Annotated in this window: 22 protein-coding genes; 5 read left to right on the top strand and 17 right to left on the bottom strand. The window is 62.6% G+C overall.

Features of this window, described 5'->3' with window-relative positions:
* The first annotated feature begins 4 nt into the window (after positions 1 to 4).
* Together epsC and G4G27_RS11815 are read left to right on the top strand one after the other, a co-directional pair.
* Positions 5 to 964, top strand: a complete 960-nt coding sequence (epsC, locus tag G4G27_RS11820; protein ID WP_183113497.1) for a serine O-acetyltransferase EpsC — start codon at positions 5 to 7, stop codon at positions 962 to 964.
* Positions 965 to 1,009: 45 nt separating this feature from the next.
* The gene (locus G4G27_RS11815; protein WP_183113496.1) at positions 1,010 to 1,906 is read left to right on the top strand and encodes a TauD/TfdA family dioxygenase; all 897 of its coding nucleotides are present in this window, start codon (positions 1,010 to 1,012) and stop codon (positions 1,904 to 1,906) included.
* Between the two features lie 437 nt (positions 1,907 to 2,343).
* Here the strand turns inward: G4G27_RS11815 and G4G27_RS11810 are convergent, their stop codons facing one another.
* The 4 genes from G4G27_RS11810 to G4G27_RS11795 all read right to left on the bottom strand — a co-directional run bounded on the left by G4G27_RS11810 (position 2,344) and on the right by G4G27_RS11795 (position 8,832).
* Positions 2,344 to 3,315 carry a 2OG-Fe(II) oxygenase gene (locus G4G27_RS11810; protein WP_183113495.1) on the bottom strand — a complete coding sequence of 324 codons (972 nt, stop codon included), beginning with the start codon at positions 3,313 to 3,315 and terminating at the stop codon, positions 2,344 to 2,346.
* Between the two features lie 96 nt (positions 3,316 to 3,411).
* The gene (locus G4G27_RS11805) at positions 3,412 to 6,483 is read right to left on the bottom strand and encodes a TonB-dependent receptor (RefSeq protein ID WP_345940685.1); all 3,072 of its coding nucleotides are present in this window, start codon (positions 6,481 to 6,483) and stop codon (positions 3,412 to 3,414) included.
* A gap of 320 nt (positions 6,484 to 6,803) precedes the next feature.
* Positions 6,804 to 7,976 carry an acetyl-CoA C-acetyltransferase gene (locus tag G4G27_RS11800; RefSeq protein ID WP_183113493.1) on the bottom strand — a complete coding sequence of 391 codons (1,173 nt, stop codon included), beginning with the start codon at positions 7,974 to 7,976 and terminating at the stop codon, positions 6,804 to 6,806.
* Between the two features lie 34 nt (positions 7,977 to 8,010).
* Positions 8,011 to 8,832, bottom strand: coding sequence for an alpha/beta fold hydrolase (locus G4G27_RS11795; RefSeq protein ID WP_345940684.1), 822 nt, complete (start codon positions 8,830 to 8,832; stop codon positions 8,011 to 8,013).
* 277 nt (positions 8,833 to 9,109) lie between these two features.
* Between G4G27_RS11795 and phaR the strand changes: the two genes are divergently transcribed.
* A complete protein-coding gene (gene phaR, locus G4G27_RS11790; RefSeq protein ID WP_183113492.1) occupies positions 9,110 to 9,694 on the top strand; it encodes a polyhydroxyalkanoate synthesis repressor PhaR in 585 nt (194 codons plus the stop codon).
* 17 nt (positions 9,695 to 9,711) lie between these two features.
* The gene (locus G4G27_RS11785; protein WP_183113491.1) at positions 9,712 to 9,900 is read left to right on the top strand and encodes a hypothetical protein; all 189 of its coding nucleotides are present in this window, start codon (positions 9,712 to 9,714) and stop codon (positions 9,898 to 9,900) included.
* Here G4G27_RS11785 and G4G27_RS11780 read toward each other — a convergent pair.
* From G4G27_RS11780 to G4G27_RS11755, 6 genes are all read right to left on the bottom strand, one after another.
* Positions 9,878 to 11,359: a hypothetical protein gene (locus tag G4G27_RS11780; protein WP_183113490.1), complete on the bottom strand. Its 1,482-nt coding sequence runs from the start codon at positions 11,357 to 11,359 to the stop codon at positions 9,878 to 9,880. The two genes, G4G27_RS11785 and G4G27_RS11780, sit on opposite strands and share 23 nt — an antisense overlap.
* Positions 11,360 to 11,361: 2 nt before the next feature.
* Positions 11,362 to 12,522 carry an aspartyl protease family protein gene (locus G4G27_RS11775; protein ID WP_183113489.1) on the bottom strand — a complete coding sequence of 387 codons (1,161 nt, stop codon included), beginning with the start codon at positions 12,520 to 12,522 and terminating at the stop codon, positions 11,362 to 11,364.
* 227 nt (positions 12,523 to 12,749) lie between these two features.
* A complete protein-coding gene (locus G4G27_RS11770; protein WP_183113488.1) occupies positions 12,750 to 14,276 on the bottom strand; it encodes a CpaF family protein in 1,527 nt (508 codons plus the stop codon).
* 58 nt (positions 14,277 to 14,334) lie between these two features.
* Positions 14,335 to 15,894 carry a glycosyltransferase family 39 protein gene (locus G4G27_RS11765; protein WP_183113487.1) on the bottom strand — a complete coding sequence of 520 codons (1,560 nt, stop codon included), beginning with the start codon at positions 15,892 to 15,894 and terminating at the stop codon, positions 14,335 to 14,337.
* A gap of 107 nt (positions 15,895 to 16,001) precedes the next feature.
* A complete protein-coding gene (locus G4G27_RS11760) occupies positions 16,002 to 16,295 on the bottom strand; it encodes a helix-turn-helix domain-containing protein (RefSeq protein WP_183113486.1) in 294 nt (97 codons plus the stop codon).
* Entirely contained in the window at positions 16,187 to 16,588 is a 402-nt protein-coding gene (locus tag G4G27_RS11755) for a DUF6597 domain-containing transcriptional factor (protein ID WP_183114013.1), read from the bottom strand. Before G4G27_RS11755 ends, G4G27_RS11760 begins: the two co-directional genes overlap by 109 nt.
* A 54-nt stretch (positions 16,589 to 16,642) precedes the next feature.
* Here G4G27_RS11755 and G4G27_RS11750 point away from each other — a divergent pair, with 54 nt between their 5' ends.
* Entirely contained in the window at positions 16,643 to 17,095 is a 453-nt protein-coding gene (locus G4G27_RS11750) for a DUF6265 family protein (RefSeq protein WP_244624664.1), read from the top strand.
* Between the two features lie 29 nt (positions 17,096 to 17,124).
* Here G4G27_RS11750 and G4G27_RS11745 read toward each other — a convergent pair whose 3' ends face one another.
* The 7 genes from G4G27_RS11745 to G4G27_RS11715 all read right to left on the bottom strand — a co-directional run bounded on the left by G4G27_RS11745 (position 17,125) and on the right by G4G27_RS11715 (position 22,951).
* The gene (locus tag G4G27_RS11745; protein WP_183113485.1) at positions 17,125 to 17,379 is read right to left on the bottom strand and encodes an ATP synthase F1 subunit epsilon; all 255 of its coding nucleotides are present in this window, start codon (positions 17,377 to 17,379) and stop codon (positions 17,125 to 17,127) included.
* 3 nt (positions 17,380 to 17,382) lie between these two features.
* Positions 17,383 to 17,847, bottom strand: a complete 465-nt coding sequence (locus tag G4G27_RS11740) for a hypothetical protein (protein ID WP_183113484.1) — start codon at positions 17,845 to 17,847, stop codon at positions 17,383 to 17,385.
* Positions 17,848 to 17,858: 11 nt separating this feature from the next.
* Positions 17,859 to 19,313, bottom strand: coding sequence for a F0F1 ATP synthase subunit beta (gene atpD, locus G4G27_RS11735; RefSeq protein ID WP_183113759.1), 1,455 nt, complete (start codon positions 19,311 to 19,313; stop codon positions 17,859 to 17,861).
* A 99-nt stretch (positions 19,314 to 19,412) separates the two neighbouring features.
* Positions 19,413 to 19,796, bottom strand: coding sequence for a hypothetical protein (locus tag G4G27_RS11730; RefSeq protein WP_183113483.1), 384 nt, complete (start codon positions 19,794 to 19,796; stop codon positions 19,413 to 19,415).
* 2 nt (positions 19,797 to 19,798) lie between these two features.
* The gene (locus G4G27_RS11725; protein ID WP_183113482.1) at positions 19,799 to 20,680 is read right to left on the bottom strand and encodes a F0F1 ATP synthase subunit gamma; all 882 of its coding nucleotides are present in this window, start codon (positions 20,678 to 20,680) and stop codon (positions 19,799 to 19,801) included.
* Positions 20,681 to 20,803: 123 nt separating this feature from the next.
* Complete coding sequence (gene atpA, locus G4G27_RS11720; RefSeq protein WP_183113481.1) at positions 20,804 to 22,333, bottom strand: F0F1 ATP synthase subunit alpha; 1,530 nt, start codon at positions 22,331 to 22,333, stop codon at positions 20,804 to 20,806.
* A gap of 33 nt (positions 22,334 to 22,366) precedes the next feature.
* A complete protein-coding gene (locus G4G27_RS11715; RefSeq protein WP_244624663.1) occupies positions 22,367 to 22,951 on the bottom strand; it encodes a F0F1 ATP synthase subunit delta in 585 nt (194 codons plus the stop codon).
* Between the last annotated feature and the right edge of the window lie 140 nt (positions 22,952 to 23,091).

Genomic DNA, 23,091 nt, shown 5'->3' with positions numbered 1-23,091 from the left:
GGCGATGCCGGTAAACGACCTTGTCCTCGACCGAAGCGAAAGCGCCGATACGATCGCGCCGATCGTGACGGGCCTGCGTGCCGCGCGCGACGACTGGCGCAAGGCGCATCAGCAATACGCTACCGCTGGGTCGGGGCGTTTCCCCGGCCGTACCGCGGTCGGCTTTATGCTCGAACATCTCGAGGCGGCTCTGTTCCCGCTGCGGCTCGGCCATTATGAAGGCACGACCGAAGATCTGTTCGTCGCGCTGCGGCTCGAACAGGCGCTGGCGATCCTGCGCGCCGAGGTGGATCGCGAACTGCGCTATTGGGAAGCGGAAAGCGCAGATGTTTTCGAGGCGGGACATGGCGAGACGATCGTCCGCCTGTTCGCCGCCGCGCTGCCCGAAATCCGCCGCCTGATCGACAGCGATATCGCCGCCGCGTTCCAGGGCGATCCCGCCGCGCGCAGCATCGACGAGATCCTGATCTGTTACCCGTGTGCGCTGGCGGTGATGTATCACCGGCTTGCGCATCAACTCTATCAACTTGGCGCGCCGCTCGTCGCGCGGGTCATTTCCGAGATCGCCAATACCCGCACCGGGATCGACATTCACCCCGGCGCGACGATCGGGCCGAGCTTCTTCATCGATCATGGCACCGGCGTGGTGATCGGCGAGACCACGATCATCGGCGCACGCGTGCGGCTCTACCAGCACGTCACGCTCGGCGCGCGGCGCTTGCCGGTCGAAGGCGGGGAGACGGTGCGCGAGCGCTTCGCCCGCCACCCGATCGTCGAGGACGATGTCGTGGTCTATGCCGGCGCGACGATCCTTGGCCGCGTGACGATCGGCGCCGGATCGACGATCGGCGGCAATGTCTGGGTGACCGACGACATACCGCGGGGCAGCCTGGTGATGCAGCCGCCCGCCTTGCTGTTCGGCCCCGGCCAGCCGCATTTGCCGCTGTTTCCCGGCGACGATTGACGCGAAGCCACGTCGGGCCGACATTCCATCCATAGGAGAGTGATAATGGCAACAGCCGTGAAGCTTGAATCGGGCCTGATCGATCGCGCTGCGGCGCGCAGGATCAGGATCGAACGCTCCACGCTGACGCTTGGCGCTGAGCTGTCCGGCGTGGATCTCGACCAGCCCTTGTCGGACACCGATGCCGAGATCGTTCGCGACGCCTGGCTGCTCTACAAGGTGATCTTCTTCCGCGATCAGGACATTGGTTACGAGAGCCATTTGCGGCTCGGCCGGCTGTTCGGCGAGCTCGAGGGGCATCCGGTCATTCCGCATATCGACGGCCACCCGGAAGTGCTGCTGATCAAGGGCGTCGAGGGCGTTCAGCTGACGCCGGAGAGCTTCGAGCCGTTCAAGGCGTTCAACAAATGGCACACCGACGTGACCTTCCGGCAACGCCCGTCGATCGCCTCGGTGCTGCGTGCGCGGATTATCCCGCCGGTCGGGGGCGACACGATCTGGGCCGATACCGCGGCCGCCTATCAGGGCCTGCCGCAGGGCGTGAAGGAGCGCATCGAGGGACTGGACGCCGAACATGACATCGTGCGCAGCTTCGGCGGGCGTGTCACGGAAGAGAAGCGCGCGCAACTCGCCCGCGATTTCCCGGCGGCGACGCACCCGGTGGTGCGCGTGCATCCCGAAACGGGCGAGAAGATCCTCTACGTCAACCACACTTTCACGACGCGTATCCTGGGCATTCCGGAAGAGGAGAGCGATGCGCTGCTCAAGCTGCTGTTCGACCGCATCAAGGTGCCCGAATATCATGTGCGTTTTCGCTGGAGTCCGAATGCGATCGGCGTCTGGGATAATCGTTCGACGCAGCATTATGCGGTGGGGGATTACTGGCCGGCGGAGCGCGTGCTGGAACGGGTGACGGTGGCGGGGGATGTGGTGACGCGCTAATTCCTTCTCCCCCTGTGGAAGAAAATGGCCGAGCGCAGCGAGGTCGGATGAAGGGGAGTGGCGCGCGCATCATCGGCGTTTGTCCCCCTCGCCCTTCCGTCGCTTCGTTCCTCCAGTGTCGGGTGAACAGCGTCCCACGCTGTTCAGACCATGCCGGGGGCATGGCCGACCCGACACTCTCTCGCAAAAGGGTTTCCTCTGCGAAACAGGTCCGGCTTGTTAATTCGTCAGATGGAGATTGGTTGCGCGCAGCGTTTGGGAGGTGATTTTTCCGGTGATGATCGGCGCTGCTTGTGGGCGATGTCATGTAGCGTCGAGAATGGCGGCGCGCCGTAGACCGCGGCCTCATCGGCCGACACCAGCGCCCGCGCTGTCGGGCATGTCGCAATATGAATTGCCGACTGGGCTTGGCAGGCGGTTCGACCGTCGCTGGACCGTCAGCTGATCGTCCAGGGGTCGATCGGCTTAGCGCGAATCCATCGCGTGGCCAGCCATTTCGCGCCCTGCCGGACGGGCAGGCCGGCATGGCGCGCCACAGGGTCGGGGTCGCCGGTCGCCAGGACATTGTCGAACAGGATGGCATCACCGCCGCGTGGTATCACGGTCAGGCCGACGCCAGGAAACACAGTCTCGCCGCCGCCGAACCCTTCATTGAGATAGACCAGTAGCGTCTTGATGCGCTGGTTCTGGGCGCCCTGGATGGTGTCGAGATGGGGTCGATACTGCTGCCCCGGCCGATAGCGCAACACGGTGAGCGGTTCGCCCTGGTCGACCTCCGTTCCGCTCGCGGCAGCGATCCGCTGATTGAGTGCGCGAACAACCAAATTCTCGTTGGTCGGCCCGATCGCCGCGTCATCCGAGGTGCGGATCGGGTTTGCAATCCATTGGCCGGTCTGTGGGTGGATGATCCGCGCCGCTTCAAGCATGGGCGCCGCGACTTCAGCAATATGAGCGCACTCCTGTTGAGTGAGCAGCTTTGCAAAGCGAACAATCCGTGGCGCGGTGCTCAGCACTTCGGGGGTCGGCAGTCGCATGGGTATACCGTTGGCATCGATTGCCATCATATCGAGCAACTTGAGCTGCGCCATCGCGATCGGATCGTGAACGGCGGCAGTTCGGAGAAGAGACAGGGCCATGGCCCAACTCGGTGGCCCGCCGCTGCCATTGGCGGTCAGCGCCACTTCCATCAGCGCGGCGTCGACATGGCCGATCGCGACCGCCCGTCGCAATAGCGCACGGGCCTCGATCAGATCGCGTGGCAGGACTTGCCCGACCAACCGCCAGACCGCCAATTGCATCAGCGCATCGACATCGCCGGCGTCCGCCGCCTTGGTAAGTAAGGCAACGGCATCTGCGGTCGCGCCTGAAGCAACGAGCTGATTGGCACGGGTGATCGCTGCATCAAACATCATACCTCCATATCAGGGGTCATTGCCCAGTGAAAAAGAATAAAAAAAAGGCCGGGGATGATCCCCGGCCTTTCTTTTTTTGATCCGATCTAACGATCAGAACTTCGCGGTGACACCCGTGTAGAAGAAGCGGCCACGATTGTCGTAGATACCGTTGTTCGCGCCGACGCCGGTCAAGCCGTATGGGGGCTTGGTGTCGCCGATATTGTTGACACCCAGGTCGATCTTGAACTTCTCGTTCACGTCATAGGCAACGCGCACATCATTGTAGGTGGTGACCGGATACTGCACGAGCGGCGCATAATCCGGGTTCTGCGGAGGACCGCCATTGACCGAATTATAGTCCTCGAACGTGTTCAGATACATCTTGTCCAGCCAGCGGAAGGTGTGACCGACGGTGAATTTGCCAAACTTCAGGTCAGTGCTGATGTTGAACGCGTCGGACGGATCGCCCAGCTCACCATTGATCACGTTCTTGAAGTTGGGACGCGACGGATCGGTGAAGGCGTCATTCTGGACGATATGAGTCCAAACGCCTTTCAGGCTCGCCTTCATGAAGCCGAAGTCACGAATGAACGAAATGTTCGTATCGAAACCGCGGGTCTTCAGCTTTGCATAGTTCTGCGGGCTATCCTTGTAGGAACCTTCGATGATCCGGAACGGCTCTTCACCGTTGGGTCCACCGCTGGCGCCCGCACGCTCGAACAGAGCGCAGAACTGATTGCTCAACGTCGGCGAATCGTAGCACGCGTTCAACGCTGCCTGCACTGTTGGTGAGGTGATCACACCATCGACAGCGATGTCGTAATAGTCGACCGACAGCGTCAATCCGCGGAAGAAGCTGGGCTGGAACACAGCGCCCAGGGTCTTCGACTTGGAGGTCTCAGCCTTCAAGTTCGTGTTGCCCCCGCTAAGGATTTCGAGCGACGCGGTATACGCATAGTCGTAACCTGCGGGGCGGCCGGCAGCAGCGCAATTGGCTGCACGGGTGGACGAACCGGTGTTGATGTTACGTGCCGAGCACGGATCGTTCGGCGCCGGTGTGTAGTTCTGCCCCGGAACCGAGTAGAGATCGCCGAGATAGGGCGAGCGCACCGACTTCGAGTAGGAACCGCGCAGCAGCAAGTCGCTGATCGGGCGCCAGGTGACATCGCCGCTATACGCGTAAACGGTACCAACCGAACCCTTATAGTCGGCGACGCGGCCCGAACCATGAAGCGTCAGTTCCTTGAAGAAAGGAACGTCCTTGATGATCGGCACCGACAATTCGCCGAACGCTTCCTTCACTTCGAAGGCAGGTGCCTTGAACGACGGGATGGCATTGTAGAATGCATAGCCAGCCTGAGTCACTGGATCCAGATCATAGGTCAGTGTCTCACGACGATATTCGCCACCGACCGAGACCGCGAGCGGGCCGCCGGGCAGTTCGAACAACTTGCCCGAAACGAAGCCGCTTGCGACGAACTGCTTCGCCTTGCCGGTCGCTACGGTCGGCGTCGTCAGATAAGCCTTGGCGGCATCGCTGACATTGCCCTGGCCGAACGGGTTGAGCGGGACGCAAGCGGCGATATCGCGCGCGAGCACCGCCGCGTTGCCGGCGAGGTCGCTGCCGCCGTAAACCGCATCTACCTGCGAACGGCAGACGATCTGCCCGGAAGCGTTTCGGGTGGTATCAACCGCCAGCAGGTAACGCTGCGTGTTGATGTTGCCGGTGATGACGTTGCGCTCGCTGTGCTGGCCATAGTTCGCCGAGACTTCATAGTTCCAGTCGCTCCCGAGATCGCCGCGAACACCGACCACAGCGCGATACAGTTCACGCCGAATCTGCTCGTCGCGAGTTCCGAGGTCGAGCCAGTTACGACGCAACGAGAAGCGATAGGTTCCGGCCGCGACTTGCGCCAATGCTGCGGCACGGTTGGCCAAGCCCGCCGGAGTTGCGGCGAATGCCGTACCGGTGTTGGGGTTGACGCCCGAGTTGATCGCGGCGCTCAGCTGTGCAGCGAGGATATTGCGATTCGCAGCCGACAGATAGGGGTTGTCGAGACGAATGCCCTCACGGTTCGTACCCGCAACACCGCCGTTCGAATAAGAACGATCATCAAAGCCGGCGTCGATGCCGTCCTGAAGGGTCTGGCCCTGCGAGAAGAACGGGCCGCTCTGCGAACCACGAGCATCGGTGCGAACATATTTCGCTTCAAAGAACGGCACGAATGCAGGCGATATTTCGAAATGACCGACGGCGTTCGCGACGTAGCGCTTGATGTCCGGCGAAAGCACCACGAGCCTGCCTTCGCGGCTGGTCGTTCCGTTGCCGCCGACAAAGTTGCCGTTCGGCCCCAAGCCAACGCGCAGGCCGGTCTGATTTACGAGGCTGCCATCGGGCTGGAACAGGAAGCCGCAGGTGTAGGCCGCGTTAGTCGATCCGGTAGCGTCCCTGCCGCATGGCGCGGCCGCAGCGGAGTAGCGAATGCCAACCTGGCCACCGAGCGAGATGGTCGAGCTGCGCAGGTCACGATAAAAAGCGCGATCGCTTACATCGTCACCCGGGGTGCTGTCGGTATCGACCACGACGAAGGCGTCGTTCTGGCGCAAATTGGGCCGGCCCGATGCGTAATAATCTTCCTGATGGGCAAATTCGACATTGAGTGCGATATTGCCGCGGCCTTCGGCGAAATTGGTGCCGGCGACGATCGATGCATATTGGTTACCTGCATCGCCATAGCGGCTGATGCCGTTCTGGGCGTGGAACTGCAGGCCTTCGAAATTGTCCTTGAGGACGAAGTTGACCACGCCTGCGATGGCATCGGAACCATAGATCGACGAGTTGCCGCCGGTCACGATGTCGACCCGGTCAATCAGGTCGGTCGGCAGCGTGTTGATGTCGACCGCGTTGCCGTTGTTGATGATGTCAGCCGACACCTGGCGGCGGCCGTTGATCAGCACGAGCGTGCGCGAACGCCCCAAGCCCCGGAGATCGAGGAAGTTGACGCCGCGCGTGCCGAGGCCCGAGGTCGAGTTCTGCGAGCCGAGCGAGCTACGCAATTGCGGAAGGTCGTTGAGCACGTCACCAACCGAGATACGACCGCTCTGGAAAATCTCTTCCTTGCTGACGGTCGTGATCGGCACCGGCGAATCGTCGTTCGGGCGGCGGATGCGGGACCCGGTCACGATGATGGAATCGTCGTCCGTGGCTGCCACGTCAGTAGCTGCAGACTGCTCAGCACCAGCCGGAGCGGTTTGTGCGAAAGCACCCGTCGGAACCATGAAAGTGCCGGCGGCAAGCGCGCTGGCCGCCAGAAGGCGAGTTTTCAACATGTTATCTAAATCCCCAAGATAGCGCGAACGTTCGCTCGCGCAGCATGGGGTTTGTTTTGCCGACGTGTCAGATTTTCACAATGTTAATCCGCGGTTCAGGTACCGGCAAAACGCATTTTCGGCGAAAGTGTAGCGAAAATGCAACATCGCATCGGCAAGGATAACGACTTACATTACCGCTCGATGCACATGGCGATGCCCATGCCGCCTCCGATGCACAGCGTCGCCAGGCCCTTCCTGGCATCGCGCTTCTGCATCTCGTAGATCAACGTAGTCAGCACACGCGCGCCGCTTGCGCCGATCGGGTGACCGATGGCGATCGCTCCGCCATTGACGTTTACCTTGTCCGCGTCCCAGCCAAGTTCCTTGCCCACCGACAATGCCTGCGCCGCAAAGGCTTCGTTCGCCTCGATCAGGTCAAGGTCGCCGATCGTCCAGCCGGCCTTTTCCAGTGCGCGGCGTGTCGCCGGCACGGGGCCGATGCCCATGATCGACGGATCGACACCGGCCGATGCCCAACTCCTGATCGTGGCGAGAATGGTCGAACCGCGCTTCTCGGCTTCTTCGCGGCTCATCAATACCAGCGCGGCGGCGCCGTCGTTCAATCCGCTGGCATTGGCGGCGGTCACCGTGCCGTCCTTCTTGAAGGCGGGTTTCACGCCCGACACGCTCTCCAGCGTCACGCCGCTGCGGATATATTCGTCGTCGGACACGATAGTGTCGCCCTTGCGGCCCTTGACCGTGACCGGCGCGATCTCATCCTTGAAGCGGCCCGACGAGCGCGCCGCATCGGCAAGATTCTGTGAGCGGACCGAGAATTCGTCCTGCTGTCCGCGCGTCACCTGATACTGCTCGGCGAGATTCTCTGCGGTGATGCCCATATGATAATTGTTGAACACATCGGTCAGCCCGTCGCTGACCATTGTGTCGACCAGTGCGAGATTGCCCATTTTCTGCCCGCCGCGCAGATTCTGCGCGTGAGCGCTCAGCGACATTGATTCCTGTCCGCCCGCAACGACGATCGTCGCGTCGCCCGTGGCGATCGCCTGTGCCGCCAGCGCCACCGCGCGCAGGCCCGATCCGCACACCTGGTTAACGCCCCAGGCCGGGATTTCCTTGGGCACGCCGGCCGCCATCGATGCTTGTCGCGCCGGGTTTTGGCCCTGTGCCGCGGTCAATACCTGCCCCAGAATCACCTCGGAAACATCGGCGCCATCCACACCCGCCTGCTCCAGCGCCGCCTCGATCGCGATGCGGCCCAGTTCGTGCGCCGGAACCGAACCGAACGCGCCGAGAAAGCTACCCACAGGCGTGCGCTTGGCTGCGGTGATGACGATGTCGGTCATGGAATTTCCTCGGCTGGTCTCTGGACTATGCGCGCTATCTAGGGACAGGAAGCGCGCTAATCCAGTCCGCCAGCGGTTCCCATAACTGGGTTCGCGCGCCACGTCCGACGATCATCCCGACATGCCCCGCGCCCAGATCGCGCCGGTTGGGCAGGTCGGCTGCGCTTGCCGCCGGTACGATGCGGTCGCTGAGCGATACGAAATCGATCGCCGGGCAGCCCAAGGCCTTGGGATCGACGACCTCGCCCGCGACATGCCATTCGCCGCGCCCGGTGAGATTGCCGCCGATGAACTGCTCGAACATCTGCTCGGCCGCCGCAAAGGGCAGGGGCGCGCCCGCATTGGCCCAATCTTCCATCGCGACGAACATCCGGGCTTCGGCGCTGCCCGGCTCCATCGCCGCGAATGCCTCGTATTTCGCGATTGTGCGGGCAGGATCGAGCCGCCAGAAGCCCGATTGCAACACCTCCATGGGCACCAGGCCCATCGCTTCGCACGCTGGCCGCGCTGCTTTCCACAAATCGAGGATGTCGGTACGGGCCTTCTCGCTGAAGCCATCGAAGTGCCACGGCGCCGCGATCAACGCGAGGCCGGCCAGGGGCACGGCGCAGGCAGCGGCGAGCGCGATCGTTCCGCCCAGGCAATACCCGGCCAATATGGGCGGTTCGGCGAATTTGGCGATCAGCGGCAACAATAGTTGTTCGACATGCGCGGTCACATCCATTGCGCGGGCCTCCGGCCCCGGCGTTCCCCAGTCGAGTAAATAGGGGTGAAAACCTTGCGCCGCGAGCCAGTGGAGCAGAGACATATCGGGCGCGAGATCGAGGATGAAAGGCGGATTGATCAGCGACGGCACGACGATGATCGGCCGTCCACCTCTTTCGCTTCTGCCGTAATCCCGCAACCGCGAACGGCCTTTACGAAAGCGTGCCGGCGCCGCCTTTCGCGCTATGCCTCGATTCGCCGTCTGGTATGCACGCAATCCGGCCAGTGCCGCAGCGCGTCGGGCCGGCGATGCTGCGGTCTCGCTGCGCAACATGTCCAGAAACAAGGGTAACGGCCGTGGACCGTGTTGCGGTGCGGCATGAAATGGTGTTACAGCCGGGCCAACCACTTGGGCGGGGACCTTTCCCATGAAGAAGCAGACTCCGGGCGACGGCCCCGTCATCATCAAGAAATACGCGAACCGCCGACTCTATAACACCGAGACGTCGTCTTACATCACGCTCGAGCATCTTGCCGCGATGACGCGCGAAGGCCGTGATTTCAAGGTCGTCGATGCCAAGACCGATGAAGATATCACACACAACGTTCTGACCCAGATCATCATGGAAGAGGAATCGCGCGGCCAGACGATGCTGCCGGTGCCTTTTCTGCGGCAGTTGATCGCGATGTACGGCGATTCGATGCAAGCGATGGTGCCGGGTTATCTCGAAGCGTCGATGGACAGCTTTCGCCGCAATCACGAACAGTTCAAGACCGCGGTCGAGGGCGCGTTTGCAAATTCGCCTTTTGCCGAAATCGCCAAGCGCAACATGGCGATGTTCGAGGCCGCGACCGCTGCATTCAAGCCCGGTTCGGGGCCCGCATCGGCCAAGCCGGCCGACGAGGAGCCTGCCGCGGCAGCCGCAGCTGCGACGAGCAAGGATGACGAGATCGCTGCGCTGAAGGCCGAACTGACCCGGCTCAACGAGAAGATCGAAAAGCTCGACACCTGATCGGCGATTTTTTCGATTTGCCGGGCGCGCCCTTTTGGGTCGCTGCGGCCATTGCCGTGCTCGCCGCCATATTGGCGGGCCTGGGCGATCATCGCCGCAAGCGCCGGGTCGATCTCGATCGGGTCGGCTTGATCAATTGGCCGACGCTTCAGATGCTCGCGCTGATCGCCGCCGCCATCCTTGTCATTCTGGCGTTCCACGCCTGAACGGCCGGTCGCGGCGCAGATAGACGAGTGTCCGATAATTGCTGCGGGGCGTGCTGAACACCAGGCGATAGTCGCTGGCGAGCGCGTTCCTGACCATGGTCGTGCTCTCGCGGTTCCAGATCTGCAGCGGACGAGACGAGGCGACGATCACTGGTGGGCGATTGGCCAGGATGCGCCGCACTTCGGCCGCTTCGTTGATGCCCGTCGCACCATGCTCGGTCGAATAGATCAGTAGATTGGGGAATGTGTAGGCGGTCGGCAGGCAGGACTCGGCAAGCCGATAGGTGATGGTGTCGCCAATCGCGATCCACGGGCATTGGTTGCCGCTGTTGGCCTTGACGATCCGCGCGACCTCGCGCGCGCCCTCGCCATCGCGCGGCTGCATTGCCAGCTTGATCACGAACAACAGCAACGCCAGGCCAAGCACGCCGATCAGGATACGCGACGATCGCGCCAGCGCCGGTGCCGCGACGAGCGCCAGCGGCGCGATCAACGGCAGGGCATAATGATCGAAATAGGTGCCGACCACCGCGAAGCCGATCAGTGCGGCGCCCAGCCAGCCCCACGCTATCATGGCGCCCTCGCCGGCCAGGCCGATCCGCCTGCGCCAACGCCAGGCGATGCCGGCTGCCACGATCAGCGGCGACAATTGTGCGGCGATGCCCAGGAGCCGCATCCCGATCTGTTCGATCGGATAACCGGGGCGCAATGTGATCGACGCGAAATTGGCGAACCAGAAAGCGTCGAGCGCGGCGCGTCCTTGCCAGGCATAGCAACCGATCACGGTAAGCGTCGGCGCGAGCCCCGCCAGCATCCAGATCAGGCCGGTGCCGGCAGTCACCGGTAGCGGCGCCTTTGCCCGATGCAGGAACCAGAGATGGGCCAGGCCGAAATAGGCGCCCTCGAACGTTGGCGTATATTTCATCTGGATCGCGATCCCGCTGAGCAGGCACACGATCAGCCCGTTGATGACGATCGCGCGGACTTCCCTTTCCTCGGCCAGCGCCGGCAAGCGCAGGGTGAGCAGGGCCGCGCCGGTCACGAACAGATTGTAGAACACTGGCGATTGACCGCCACGGCCGTTGAGCAGCGACAGCCAGATCAGATAGGCGATTGCCGCCGCCAACGCACCGGCCCGCGCCGCGCCGAGCCGCATCGCGGCGCGATCCACCATCCATGCCGTGCCCGCCGCGAACAATGTCGCGACGATCTGATAGGCCAGGATGCCGTCGCCGGGCAGCAAACGAATGCCGGCGAACAGCAGAAACAGGCCGACCGGCTTACGGTCCCAGATGTCGATATAGGGTATATCGCCCTGCAACATCCGGTCGCCGACCAGCAGGTAATATTGCTCATCGACATGGACGACGGGATTGCCGAAATCCCACATGCGCAACGCCACCGCGACGATCAGCAGCACGCCTGCCGCCTTCCAGCGCGATGACAGCGACAGGCCCATGGTCAGTAGAAATTCCGCAAGGCCAGCATTCTTCTGGTCCCGTCGCACAGATCGAGCGAGACGATGCGGCCGGGCGCACCGATCGACCAGGTCGCGATCGGATTCGACGCATAATCGTCGGGTACCGGCATACCATCGATGACGCAGATCATGTCGCCCACGCGCCATCCGGCGCGCTCGGCCGGGCCGCCGCGCATTACGTGCAGCACACGCAGCCGGTCACTCTCGGCGGCGACGAGTAGTCCACTGGTCGATCGCAGCGTCGGTTGACGCGCCAATGTACCGGGCGCCAACACCATGTGCCCGGCTTTCGGGTCCAGCAGCACGCGATATTTCTGCAGGAAACCCGATCCGATCCGCCCGGCCATGCCCATCGCCTGGGAAAAGCCGCCTTTCTGTTCGATCTGTACATCGACATAGGGCGCGACCAGCGCGCCGGTGCGTAATTCGGGCACGATGATCAGTTCCGTGACGATCGGTCCGCCGAGCCCGAACGAGATGGTCGAGGTTCGCGCGGCAGGAATGATGCCGGTCGTCGCCCAGGCTTCGGCCGACAGGGTGATGCTGTTGCCGTCACCGGTATCGACGATCATCGGCCGCAACCGCCGGCCGTTTAGGGTCGTCTCGCCAATATAGACGAGCCGCTCGCGCGATACTGAAAGCGGTGCGCTGTCGCCCTTGAACGGCATCCGTCCCGAGCGCAGCAAGCGAAAGCGTCGCGCATCATAATCGATATCGAGCGCATAATCGGCGGTCAGATCACGTCCGACCAGCATCTCGATCGGTTTCGCGCTGCCCGTGGCATTGGCCGGCAGCGCCGCGACGCTGATGCTGCCCCCGGTACGAGTCAGTCCACCGAGTATGATCGATTGTGTATCGATCCAGCCGAGCGGCACCACGCCGCCGATCGCGTTGGCGGTACCGCCGCTGCGAACCTTGAGCTTCTCCTTATCGACATAAGCGCGCGACAGGACCGAAAAACTCACCCCGGTGTCGAGAATCGCGCTGACCGGTTTGCCGTCGACATCAAGTGTGAAACGGATCTGGTTGCCCGGTGTCAGGTCGAACGGCACCCAGCGCGCCTCGGCATCGCGCGCGAGGCTATCGGCGGGAGGCGTCGCGGCGGTGAGCAGCAGCAGGAAGAGGGCGGCTAGGAAACGCATTGTTGCGCTGCCGTAGCCGGAAGGAAGCCTTGGGGAAATGGCTTAGAAAAAAGCCTTGGGTGACCTTCTTAAATCCTCCCTCGCGCAGCGGGGAGGGGACCATTTTGCTCCTTCAGCAAAATGGTGGAGGGGCTGGGCCGGGTGCGGGGCGCTCGCTTCGCTCGCGCCCCTCCACCCTCGCCTTCGGCTCGCGGTCCCCCTCCCCGGTTCCCGGGGAGGATTTCAGCTTACAAACACGCCTCGAGAAACGCCTGATCGAAGCCGAACTGCCGCGCCTTTTCCAGCGTGTAGGGCCTGAGGCCCATCGAGCGATATTCGCCGACGATCTTGCCGTCCGCGCTTTCGTCGAGATATTCGAACTTGAACAATTCCTGCGTCACGATGACCGGACCTTCCATGCCGATCACTTCGGTGATGTTGGTCACGCGGCGCGAACCGTCGCGCAGACGTTTCACCTGGATGATCAGCTCGACCGAATCGGCGATCTGGCGACTGATCGCTTCCTTCGGCACCTTGATGTCGGACATCATCACCATGTTCTCCATACGCGCGAGGGCTTCGCGCGGGGAGTTGGCGTGGAGCGTGCACATCGATCCGTCATGGCCAGTATTCATCGCCGCGAGCATGTCGAAACACTCGGAGCCACGAATTTCGCCCAGGATGATTCGGTCGGGGCGCATACGCAGCGCGTTCTTGACCAGATCGCGGATCGAGATTTCGCCCTGACCCTCCAGATTGGCGGGTCGCGTTTCCAGCGGCAGCCAATGCGGCTGCTGCAACCGAAGCTCGGCCGCGTCCTCGATCGTCAGCACGCGCTCGCCCGGGTCGATCATCTTCGACAGGGCGTTGAGCATGGTGGTTTTACCGGAACCGGTACCGCCCGAGATGACCACGTTGAAGCGGCTGGCGCCGGCGATCTTCAGCGCGGTGGCCATTTTCGGGCTCATCGATCCGAAGCCGGCCATCATGTCGAGCGTGATCGGTTTGGCGGAGAATTTACGAATCGAGATCGCGGTGCCGCGCAAGCTGAGCGGCGGCACGATCACGTTGACGCGCGATCCGTCCTTCAATCGGGCATCGGCCAGCGGTGTGGTCTGGTCGACGCGGCGGCCGACCGAGTTGCAGATGCGCTGGGCGATCTGGAACAGATGCTCTTCATCGCGGAACTGAATGTTGGCGAGGACCAACTGGCCCTTGCGCTCGACATAGGTTTGTTCCGGGCCGTTGACCATGATGTCGGTGATGGTCGGATCGGCGAGCAACTCCTCGAGCGGTCCGAGCCCGAGCAATTCGTCGACCAGCACCTTTTCCAGCGCGAATTGCTCGCGGCGGTTGAGTGTCAGCTTCAACTCGGCGAGAACTTCGCCGATGATCGGGCGGAATTCCTCCGCCAGCTCATCCTTGTCCAGCGTCGCTGCGGCTTCGGGATCGACGCGCTCAAGCAGGCGCGGCAGCACTTGTTCCTTGATCTTGTGGATCGAGCTTTCGAACCCTTCGACGCGGCTGTTGCCGGCATCGCCCGATGCCGACTGGCGATCGGCGAGGCGCTGCATCGCGTCCTGGTTGACGCCCGGCATGTTGCCCGCGGGCTGGCCTTCGGTCTCGCCAGGCATCGGCAAGGGCGGGAATTGCTCGCCGCCGCTTTCCACCTCGGCCGGACGTGCCGCGCCGCCCTGCATCGGACGTGCGACGCCGAACGCAGGCCGGTTACCGGATGCGGACCCTACCCCTGGACGACGCCCGAATGCGCTCATGCCTTACAAATCCCTCATGCCTGGAGAACACGCGTAATGGCTAAGCTTTGACAATTGACTAACCAAAGTCCGGAGTTTTCCCGGACAGGATGTGCGCGCCGGTCGCCAGATCCCTGCGGCGCCACACGATGATCCACTCCTGCCCGGTTTCTTGATGGCTGTGCGGGAGGCGCGCTATGGCGACATAGTTGCGGCGGATTTCGGCTGCGACGATGCGATCGTTGACCAGGTTGCGCTCCTTCCAGAGCGATCCTTCGACCGTCAGGATGGTGCCAGGCCGACGAGATAGAGCCGCTTTCATCGCGGCTGCGGAATCGACACCCAGCGCGTCAGCCTCCGCCGACGAGCGCAAATGACCCGTAAAGGCGAAGGGCGTGACAAGGCAGGCGTTCTTCAGATGATAATAGATGACCGGCCCTTCATAGGTGAGCAGGCATTGGGTCGCCACGTCATCGGGGATGGCAGCGACAGTCCGCGCGGCCAATTCCGTGTCGTCGCTGGCGCTGATCCGGTCGAGGACAATGGCGTCGATCATCGGGTAAGCGACATAGATGCCGAACGCGATATAGCCCCAACGCGGCGCGGCGAAGGCATGGGCAGACAGAATTGCCGCCGGCACGGCGAGCGGCAGGGCGTAATGAGCCCAGAATCCGCCGATCGCGAGCGCATCGACGGCGCCGGCGATCGACCACATGGCCAGCAGAACCATTTCCGGACGCCACCGGCGCCATTGGCGCGTCGCCCGCCAGCATCCGACAAGCAGCAGCGCCACCATTGGCCCTGACAGGCCCGCCATCGTTCCCAGGCGGACCAGGGCGAGTTGCCCAAGCGTACCGTGCTTGTGAAATTGCGAGACGACATTCGCGTACCAGAACTCGTTGAAATGCCCGATCGCCACATAGCCCGCCGCAACGGCGAGCGTGGGCAGCAATGCGACGAGGATCATCGCCGATGCTAGCGCGACAACCTGCCGTGGATGTACTTCCGCACGGACAGCCCGCCAGATCAACCACAGGCCCAGCGCTGCGCCTTCGAATGCGGCATTGGTCTTGATCTGGATGGCGAGGCCGGACAGCAACATCGCCGACAGAACGCGGAGAATATCGCCGCGGCGCTGCAGCGTCGGCGCGGTATCGAGCGCCAGCCATACGCTGAGCGCAGTCAACAAATTGTAGAAGACCGGGGTCTGACCGATGCCGCCCCATAGTGTTTGCAGCGCCACGAGATAGCCGATTCCGGCAAGGATCGATGCGGTCCGCGGGGCGGATCGAAGCGCGATCGCGGTCACGACACAGGCGGTCGCGGCGGCAAACAGAGTGGCAACGATCGTTGCCTGGATTATTCCGTTGCCACCAAGCAGCCTTATGCCCGCGAACAGCGCGAACAGGCCAAAGGGCTTGCGGTCCCACAAATCGACAAAGGGTATCGCGCCGTGCAGCATATGGTCGCCGACGAGCAGGTAATATTGTTCGTCCAGCCCCTTGATTGGATTGCCGAATTGTCCGGATCGCAACAGAAAGGCGAGCCCCAGCAGTAGCGCGGCGATGGCCCACCAACGCAGGGGCGGCGTATGCCGCTGGCGATGGTCGGTAATCCGATGGAACTGTTGCGCTGTCATCGTATCCGTATGGCAACATATGGTTAGCGGATCGTTTAAGATTGGCGGCGCCGTGGACGGAGCCCTATGCCTTCGACGCTCCAAGACATAATCGCGAGATCGCGCACTTAAGACGCATCGTCAGGTAGAAACGGCCCGACCGTACGTACGCGGGCTGTGCGCGGCGCGACCCCGGCGAGCAGGCGGAAATCGCGTGCCATATGGGCCTGGTCGGCAAAGCCGCCTTTCGGCGCCTGATTGGCCAGAGTCGTCGCCGGCGCGCCGACATCGACCATCGCACGGTGGAAACGGATCAGCCGCAGATTGCGCCTTGGCGTGATACCAATGCTGCTTTCGAACCAGCGCTGGACGGTGCGATAGGAACAGCCGCTGGTCCGGACGATATCCTCGACTCGCGCCACGGCCAGAGCCTGACGCCGACAAACATGGCGTCGCCGCTGATCCGGAAGCGCACCGGAGTCAAATTGAGTCCGGTCGCGAACAGGGTCGGCTGCTCTTCACCCCAGATCGAGCGGCCGTGCAGGCGGTGGATCACCTCGACACAGCCATCAGGCGTGGCGTCCTGTTCGACCCAGTCGTTCGGCGCGCCGTCGCCCGCCTTCGTCCAGATCGCCGCGACCAATGCGCCATAGTCTTCCGGCACAGGCTGTTCGGCGTAGCGCATCGTGCCATATTCCATGTCGTGTCGGTTCAAGCCAGCCGCGGCCGACCTGTTAGTATGATCGCGGGAAAACTGGGGAGATGGCGAATGCGCTGGATGATCGCGACTTGTACCACCTTGGCGATAGGCGCCGCCGCTTCCGCTGCAGGCCCGGCCACCAACGGCGCGCCGATTTGGCTGGCGGGGTGTTGGGTACAGCAGGTGGCCCAGAAATGGACCGAGGAATGCTGGACGCCGCCGCGCGCCGGCATGATGCTCGGATCGGGCCGGAGCGGCGTCGGTCCCAGGCTCAAGTCGTGGGAAGCGAATCAAATCCTGCCCGATGCGGACGGCAAGCTGGTCTTCTGGGCGTCGCCGGGCGGCGGTACGCGCGTGGCCTTTCCGCTCTTGTCGCAAGGGGCAAACGAAATCGTCTTCGCCAATGCGGCGCATGATTACCCACAACGCATCCGCTATTGGCGCGAGGGCAAGGCGTTGAACGCGGAGATTTCGCTGACCGATGGCAGCAAGTCGATGCGTTGGCACTACAGCGCGATGTAATTGGTAAAGGCCCGCGCACGGCAGGTTCCTCAGGCGGCGCGTTCGGCCAATACCGTCAGGCCGTTGGCGTTGACCTCGGCGAAACCGCCCTCGATAGCGATCGTCTCGGGCTCGCCCTTTTCGGTGCGATAGATCGACAGCGCGCCGTCGCGGATCGTCGACATGACCGGCGCATGCCCTTCGAGCACGCCGAAGTCGCCTTCGGTGCCGGGAACGACGACCATGTACACGTCCTCGGAACGGACGAGCTTTTCAGGCGTGACGAGTTCGAAGTGCAAAGGCATAATTTATTCCGTAGCAAATGTTTCGGCGATGTCGGGCTTAGACTTGAACCACTCCGCGCCATGATCCGCGCTGTACAGCAACAACAGGATTGTACCCGCGACGGCATTGTCCAAAGCTGACAGCGCATACCCCGCGCCGCTCATGTAACTCGGACCTGCATCGGCGACCAAGTCGAATATGATGAGACCGATCGTGGATATGGTGAAGAGCGGTTTTGACCATCCGCGAAAGCCGAGCAGGGCAAATGAAGCGACAAGCTGGGCGCTCAGCAACAACCCGCCGCCGGTCATCCAGATATGGGCAGGCAGCAGCGATTGAAAGCTCCTGTCTCGCAACGCCTCAAACTGATCGTCAAACTCCGACCACGCTGGATCGACAACCTCCCAAATGGCCAGCGAGACCATCGGAAGAGTCAAGAGAATGGAGAGCCAAACCAGCCTCTTAAAGCCTGTCTTGGTCAGCTCCACACTCACCGCCGTTAAGCGTCCTGCGCCATCTTTTCGGCCTTGGCGACGGCTTCTTCGATGCCGCCGACCATGTAGAACGCGCTCTCGGGCAGATGATCATATTCGCCATCGACCACGGCCTTGAACGACTTCACCGTGTCCTCGATCTGCACGAACTTGCCCGGGATGTTGGTGAACACCTCGGCGACGTGGAACGGCTGGCTCAGGAAACGCTGGATTTTCCGCGCGCGGCTGACGGTGCGCTTATCGTCTTCGCTCAGCTCGTCCATGCCGAGAATGGCGATGATGTCCTGCAGTGACTTGTAACGCTGCAAGGTCTCCTGAACGCGGCGCGCCGTGTCGTAATGCTCCTGACCGACGATCGCCGGAGTCAACACGCGCGAGGTGGAGTCGAGGGGATCGACCGCCGGGTAGATGCCCAGCTCGGAGATCGCGCGGTTGAGGTTGGTCGTCGCGTCGAGATGGGCGAACGAGGTTGCCGGCGCCGGATCGGTCAAATCGTCGGCCGGCACGTAGATCGCCTGCACCGAAGTGATCGAGCCCTTGTTGGTCGAGGTGATGCGCTCCTGCAGCGCGCCCATGTCGGTCGACAGGGTCGGCTGATAACCCACCGCCGATGGAATACGGCCGAGCAGAGCCGACACTTCCGAACCCGCCTGAGTGAAGCGGAAGATGTTGTCGACGAAGAACAGCACGTCCTGGCCTTCGACGTCGCGGAAATATTCAGCGATGGTCAGGCCCGACAGCGCGACGCGGGCGCGGGCGCCCGGCGGCTCGTTCATCTGGCCGAACACCAGGGCGACCTTCGAACCCTCAGGGGTCGGGTTGCCGTCGGCGTCCTTGGCGATGACGCCTGCGTCGAGGAATTCGTGATATAGATCGTTACCCTCGCGGGTACGCTCGCCCACGCCGGCGAACACCGATGTGCCGCCATGGCCCTTGGCGATGTTGTTGATCAGTTCCTGGATGAGCACGGTCTTGCCCACGCCGGCGCCGCCGAACAGGCCGATCTTGCCGCCCTTTGCGTACGGTGCGAGCAAGTCGATGACCTTGATGCCGGTGACCAGGATCGCGCTCTCGGTTGACTGATCGACGAACAAAGGCGCCGGTGCGTGGATCGGCATCGTGTCGGTGTGGCCGACCGGGCCACGCTCGTCGATCGGCTCGCCGATCACGTTGAGGATGCGGCCGAGCGTCATCGGGCCGACCGGCACGCGGATCTGCGAGCCCGTATCGGTCACGGCCTGCCCGCGGGTCAGGCCTTCGGTCGAGTCCATTGCGATCGCGCGGACCGTGTTCTCACCGAGATGCTGCGCGACTTCGAGCACCAGTCGGTTGCCGTTGTTGTCGGTTTCGAGCGCCGAGAGAATCGCCGGCAGCTTGTCCTGCTCGAACGTCACATCGACGACGGCGCCGATCACCTGGCTGATGCGGCCGACATTGTTCGTGGTCGCGACCGACGCCATGGCGGCAGTGGTCGGTGCGGCGGCCTTGGGCGCGCGCGGCTTGCGGGCGGGCTTTTCGGCGGTAGGGGCTGCGGTTGCCATCTTGTCTTCCTTGCTCGTCTAAGCGCTAAATCGGTTCAATTTTGGTAGCATGCGGTCAAAATCATCCATCCACGCTTCCATAAACATCACAAAACTTTTCGGCGTTAAATCCTGAAACCTGCCGATATACTTCGCATTCAAGTTCAGAAATCCGTCTGAATTCAGAAACATCCGTCCGACATGAGCGGCATCGTTGAACTCATTCAATTCATCTGCGCTCAAGTCAGCAGAGCCATTAGAGATGAACGATAACACTATCTGCTCAATCGAGTCGCCGGGCATAAGATAAACCCAAAACTCGTTTCCTAGATAATTGCAAATTAAACATTCCACATCATCTGATACGGTCAGTATGCCTTCGTACGGTTCCGCGATTAACCTCTTAATCTGAGAAAGATTCATTATTACTTGAGCGCTTCGGCGCCGGAAATGATTTCCACCAGTTCCGTCGTGATCGCGGCTTGGCGGGTGCGGTTATACTGGATCGTGAGGCGATTGATCATGTCGCCGGCGTTGCGCGTGGCATTGTCCATCGCGGTCATGCGGCTGCCCTGTTCCGACGCGGCGTTTTCGAGCAGCGCACCGAACACCTGGATCGCGACGTTGCGCGGCAGCAGGTCGGCGAGGATCGATTCCTCATCGGGCTCATACGTCACCGCGGCGCCGCCATCGGCGATCGGCGCGGCATTCGTATCGATCGCGACCGGAATGATCTGGCGGCCGGCGGCTTCCTGCACCAGCGCCGACTGGAACTTGGCGTAGAACAGGTGCGCAATGTCGAACTCGCCCGCCTCGAAGCGTGCGATCACGTCGTCCGCAACAGCGCGAGCGTCCGAAAAGGCGACATTCTTGATCTGGCCCTGCTCATGATCGTGCAGGATCATCGTCGGATAGAAGCGGCGCAGCACGCGGCCCTTCTTGCCGGCGAGATAGAATTTGACCGTCTTGCCCTGCGCGATCAGCTCCTCGGCCTTGCGGCGCGCGGCGCGGACGATGTTCGAATTGAACGCGCCCGCCAGACCCCGTTCGGAGGTCGCGACGATCAGCAGATGAACCTGGTCCTTGCCGGTGCCGGCGAGCAGCTTGGGCGAAGACTCGCTCACACTGACCTTCGACGCCAAGCTCGCCATCACGCGTTCCAGCCGCTCGGCATAGGGACGTGCGGCGACCGCCGCTTCCTGCGCACGGCGCAGCTTTGCGGCGGCGACCATCTTCATCGCCTTGGTGATCTTCTGCGTCGACTTCACCGAGCCGATGCGGAGCTTGAGAGCTTTTAAACTCGCCATCGTGTTCCTTCTTACTCCGTCTCCCCTCCGGGGAGAGGGCAGGGGAGAGGGGCAGTCACAAGCGATGCGCTCGGTACTGCCCCTCTCCCAACCCTCTCCCCGGAGGGGAGAGGGCTAAATGCCTTACGCGAACGTCTTGCCGAAAGCGGCGAGTGCGCTCTTCAGCGCTTCGGTCGTTTCCTTCGACAGGTCGCGCTTCTCGCGGATGTCGGTCAGCAGGCCGGCATGGTTGGCGCGCAGATCGGCGAGCATCGCCTGCTCGTAACGAACCACGGCATCGACCGGTACGGTATCGAGATAACCGTTGGTGCCAGCGAAGATGGAAGCGGTCTGCTCCTCGAACGGCATCGGCTGATATTGGGCCTGCTTGAGCAGCTCGGTCAGGCGTGCGCCGCGGTTGAGCAGCTTCTGAGTCGAGGCGTCCAGATCCGAGCCGAACTGCGCGAACGCGGCCATTTCGCGATACTGGGCGAGCTCGAGCTTGATTGAGCCCGACACCTTCTTCATCGCCTTAGTCTGCGCGGCGGAACCGACGCGGCTGACCGAAAGGCCGACGTTGATCGCGGGACGGATGCCGGCGAAGAACAGGTCGGTTTCGAGGAAGATCTGGCCGTCGGTGATCGAGATCACGTTGGTCGGGATGTACGCCGACACGTCGCCTGCCTGGGTTTCGATGATCGGCAGCGCGGTCAGCGAGCCCGAGCCATTGTCGGCATTCATTTTCGCGGCGCGCTCGAGCAGGCGCGAATGGAGATAGAACACGTCGCCCGGATAGGCTTCGCGGCCCGGCGGGCGGCGCAGCAGCAACGACATCTGGCGATACGCGACGGCCTGCTTCGACAGATCGTCATAAACGATCAGCGCGTGCATGCCGTTGTCGCGGAAATATTCGCCCATCGCGCAGCCGGTATAGGGTGCGAGGAACTGCAGCGGCGCGGGCTCCGACGCGGTCGCGGCGACGACGATCGAATATTCCATCGCGCCGGCTTCTTCGAGCGCGCGGACGATCTGCGCCACGGTCGAACGCTTCTGGCCGATTGCGACATAGATGCAATAAAGCTTCTGGCTCTCGTCGGTGCCCTGATGCGCTGCCTTCTGGTTGATGAAGGTGTCGATCGCGACGGCGGTCTTGCCGGTCTGGCGATCGCCGATGATCAGCTCGCGCTGGCCACGGCCGACGGGGACGAGCGCGTCGATCGCCTTCAGGCCGGTCTGCACTGGCTCATTGACGCCCTGGCGCGGGATGATGCCCGGCGCCTTCACTTCGACACGGCTGCGCTGGTCGCTGACGATCGGGCCCTTGCCATCGATCGGATTGCCGAGACCATCGACGACACGGCCGAGCAGACCCTTGCCGACGGGAACGTCCACGATCGTGCCGGTGCGCTTGACGACGTCACCTTCCTTGATCTCCGAATCGGTGCCGAAGATCACGACGCCGACATTGTCGGCCTCGAGGTTGAGCGCCATGCCCTGCACACCGTTGGAGAACTCGACCATTTCGCCCGCCTGGACGTTGTCGAGGCCGTGAATGCGCGCAATGCCATCGCCGACCGACAACACGCGGCCGGTTTCGGAAACTTGTGCCTCGGAGCCGAACGAAGCGATCTGGTCCTTGATGACCTTCGAGATTTCAGCGGCGCGAATATCCATTGTTAGCCTTTCCCACTGACAGCGCTTTCGCTGTCAGCCTTTCATTGCGTGCGCGAGAGTATTGAGACGAGTCTTGATCGACGAATCGATCATCTGCGAACCGATCTTCACGACCAGCCCGCCAAGCAGGGAGGGATCGACCGACAGGTCGACCGAAACCTCACGACCGACCCGGGTGCGCAGCTGGGACTTCAGCGCGTCGACCTGGTCATCGGTCAGCGGATGGGCGGAGGAAACCTCGGCGGTGGTCTCGCCGCGGTGATTCGCGGCCAGGGCGCGGAACGACCGGATGATCGCGGGCAGCTCGGCCAGGCGGCGATTCTGCGCCAGCACGCCGAGGAATTTCTTGGTCGTGTCGTCGACGTCGATCACTTCGGCAGCGGCGGCAACGCCCTTGCCGGCATTGGCGCGCGACAGCAGCGGATTATTGGTCAGCGCGGCGAAGTCGGCCGACTGGTCGAGCGCGGCACGCACGCGGGCAAGGCTCGCCTCGACGGCGTCGATCGTCTTGCCGTCGCGGGCCAGCTCGAACAGCGCAGTCGCATAGCGTCCGCTCAGGCTCGCCTGGATGCTACCGCCAGAAAGACTGTTGCCAAGATTACCGATGGATGTCTCCACGGAGTCGAATTCCTCGTTTGCAACGGGTTTTATCCCATACGAAAAGAGGGCCGCAAACGGCCCCCTTAATGGGTCGCCGCGCGGTTAGCATCGGCTTTGCCGCGATGCAACCCACTGGCCTGATCCAGCGGTGATGTTAG

This window comes from Sphingomonas sp. So64.6b (assembly GCF_014171475.1).
GTDB classification, from domain to species: domain Bacteria; phylum Pseudomonadota; class Alphaproteobacteria; order Sphingomonadales; family Sphingomonadaceae; genus Sphingomonas; species Sphingomonas alpina_A.
The sequence above is the reverse complement of the archived record's forward strand: the minus strand, read 5'-3'. Positions and strand labels throughout refer to the sequence as shown.

What these genes read in the sequence shown, in the direction of transcription:
- epsC (WP_183113497.1), top strand. Translation starts at nt 5, where the DNA reads ATGCCGGTAAACGACCTTGTCCTCGACCGAAGCGAAAGCGCCGATACG.
- G4G27_RS11815 (WP_183113496.1), top strand. Translation starts at nt 1,010, where the DNA reads ATGGCAACAGCCGTGAAGCTTGAATCGGGCCTGATCGATCGCGCTGCG.
- G4G27_RS11810 (WP_183113495.1), bottom strand. Translation starts at nt 3,315, where the DNA reads ATGTTTGATGCAGCGATCACCCGTGCCAATCAGCTCGTTGCTTCAGGC.
- G4G27_RS11800 (WP_183113493.1), bottom strand. Translation starts at nt 7,976, where the DNA reads ATGACCGACATCGTCATCACCGCAGCCAAGCGCACGCCTGTGGGTAGC.
- phaR (WP_183113492.1), top strand. Translation starts at nt 9,110, where the DNA reads ATGAAGAAGCAGACTCCGGGCGACGGCCCCGTCATCATCAAGAAATAC.
- G4G27_RS11780 (WP_183113490.1), bottom strand. Translation starts at nt 11,359, where the DNA reads ATGGGCCTGTCGCTGTCATCGCGCTGGAAGGCGGCAGGCGTGCTGCTG.
- G4G27_RS11775 (WP_183113489.1), bottom strand. Translation starts at nt 12,522, where the DNA reads ATGCGTTTCCTAGCCGCCCTCTTCCTGCTGCTGCTCACCGCCGCGACG.
- G4G27_RS11770 (WP_183113488.1), bottom strand. Translation starts at nt 14,276, where the DNA reads ATGAGCGCATTCGGGCGTCGTCCAGGGGTAGGGTCCGCATCCGGTAAC.
- G4G27_RS11765 (WP_183113487.1), bottom strand. Translation starts at nt 15,894, where the DNA reads ATGACAGCGCAACAGTTCCATCGGATTACCGACCATCGCCAGCGGCAT.
- G4G27_RS11750 (WP_244624664.1), top strand. Translation starts at nt 16,643, where the DNA reads ATGCGCTGGATGATCGCGACTTGTACCACCTTGGCGATAGGCGCCGCC.
- G4G27_RS11745 (WP_183113485.1), bottom strand. Translation starts at nt 17,379, where the DNA reads ATGCCTTTGCACTTCGAACTCGTCACGCCTGAAAAGCTCGTCCGTTCC.
- atpD (WP_183113759.1), bottom strand. Translation starts at nt 19,313, where the DNA reads ATGGCGTCGGTCGCGACCACGAACAATGTCGGCCGCATCAGCCAGGTG.
- G4G27_RS11730 (WP_183113483.1), bottom strand. Translation starts at nt 19,796, where the DNA reads ATGAATCTTTCTCAGATTAAGAGGTTAATCGCGGAACCGTACGAAGGC.
- G4G27_RS11725 (WP_183113482.1), bottom strand. Translation starts at nt 20,680, where the DNA reads ATGGCGAGTTTAAAAGCTCTCAAGCTCCGCATCGGCTCGGTGAAGTCG.
- atpA (WP_183113481.1), bottom strand. Translation starts at nt 22,333, where the DNA reads ATGGATATTCGCGCCGCTGAAATCTCGAAGGTCATCAAGGACCAGATC.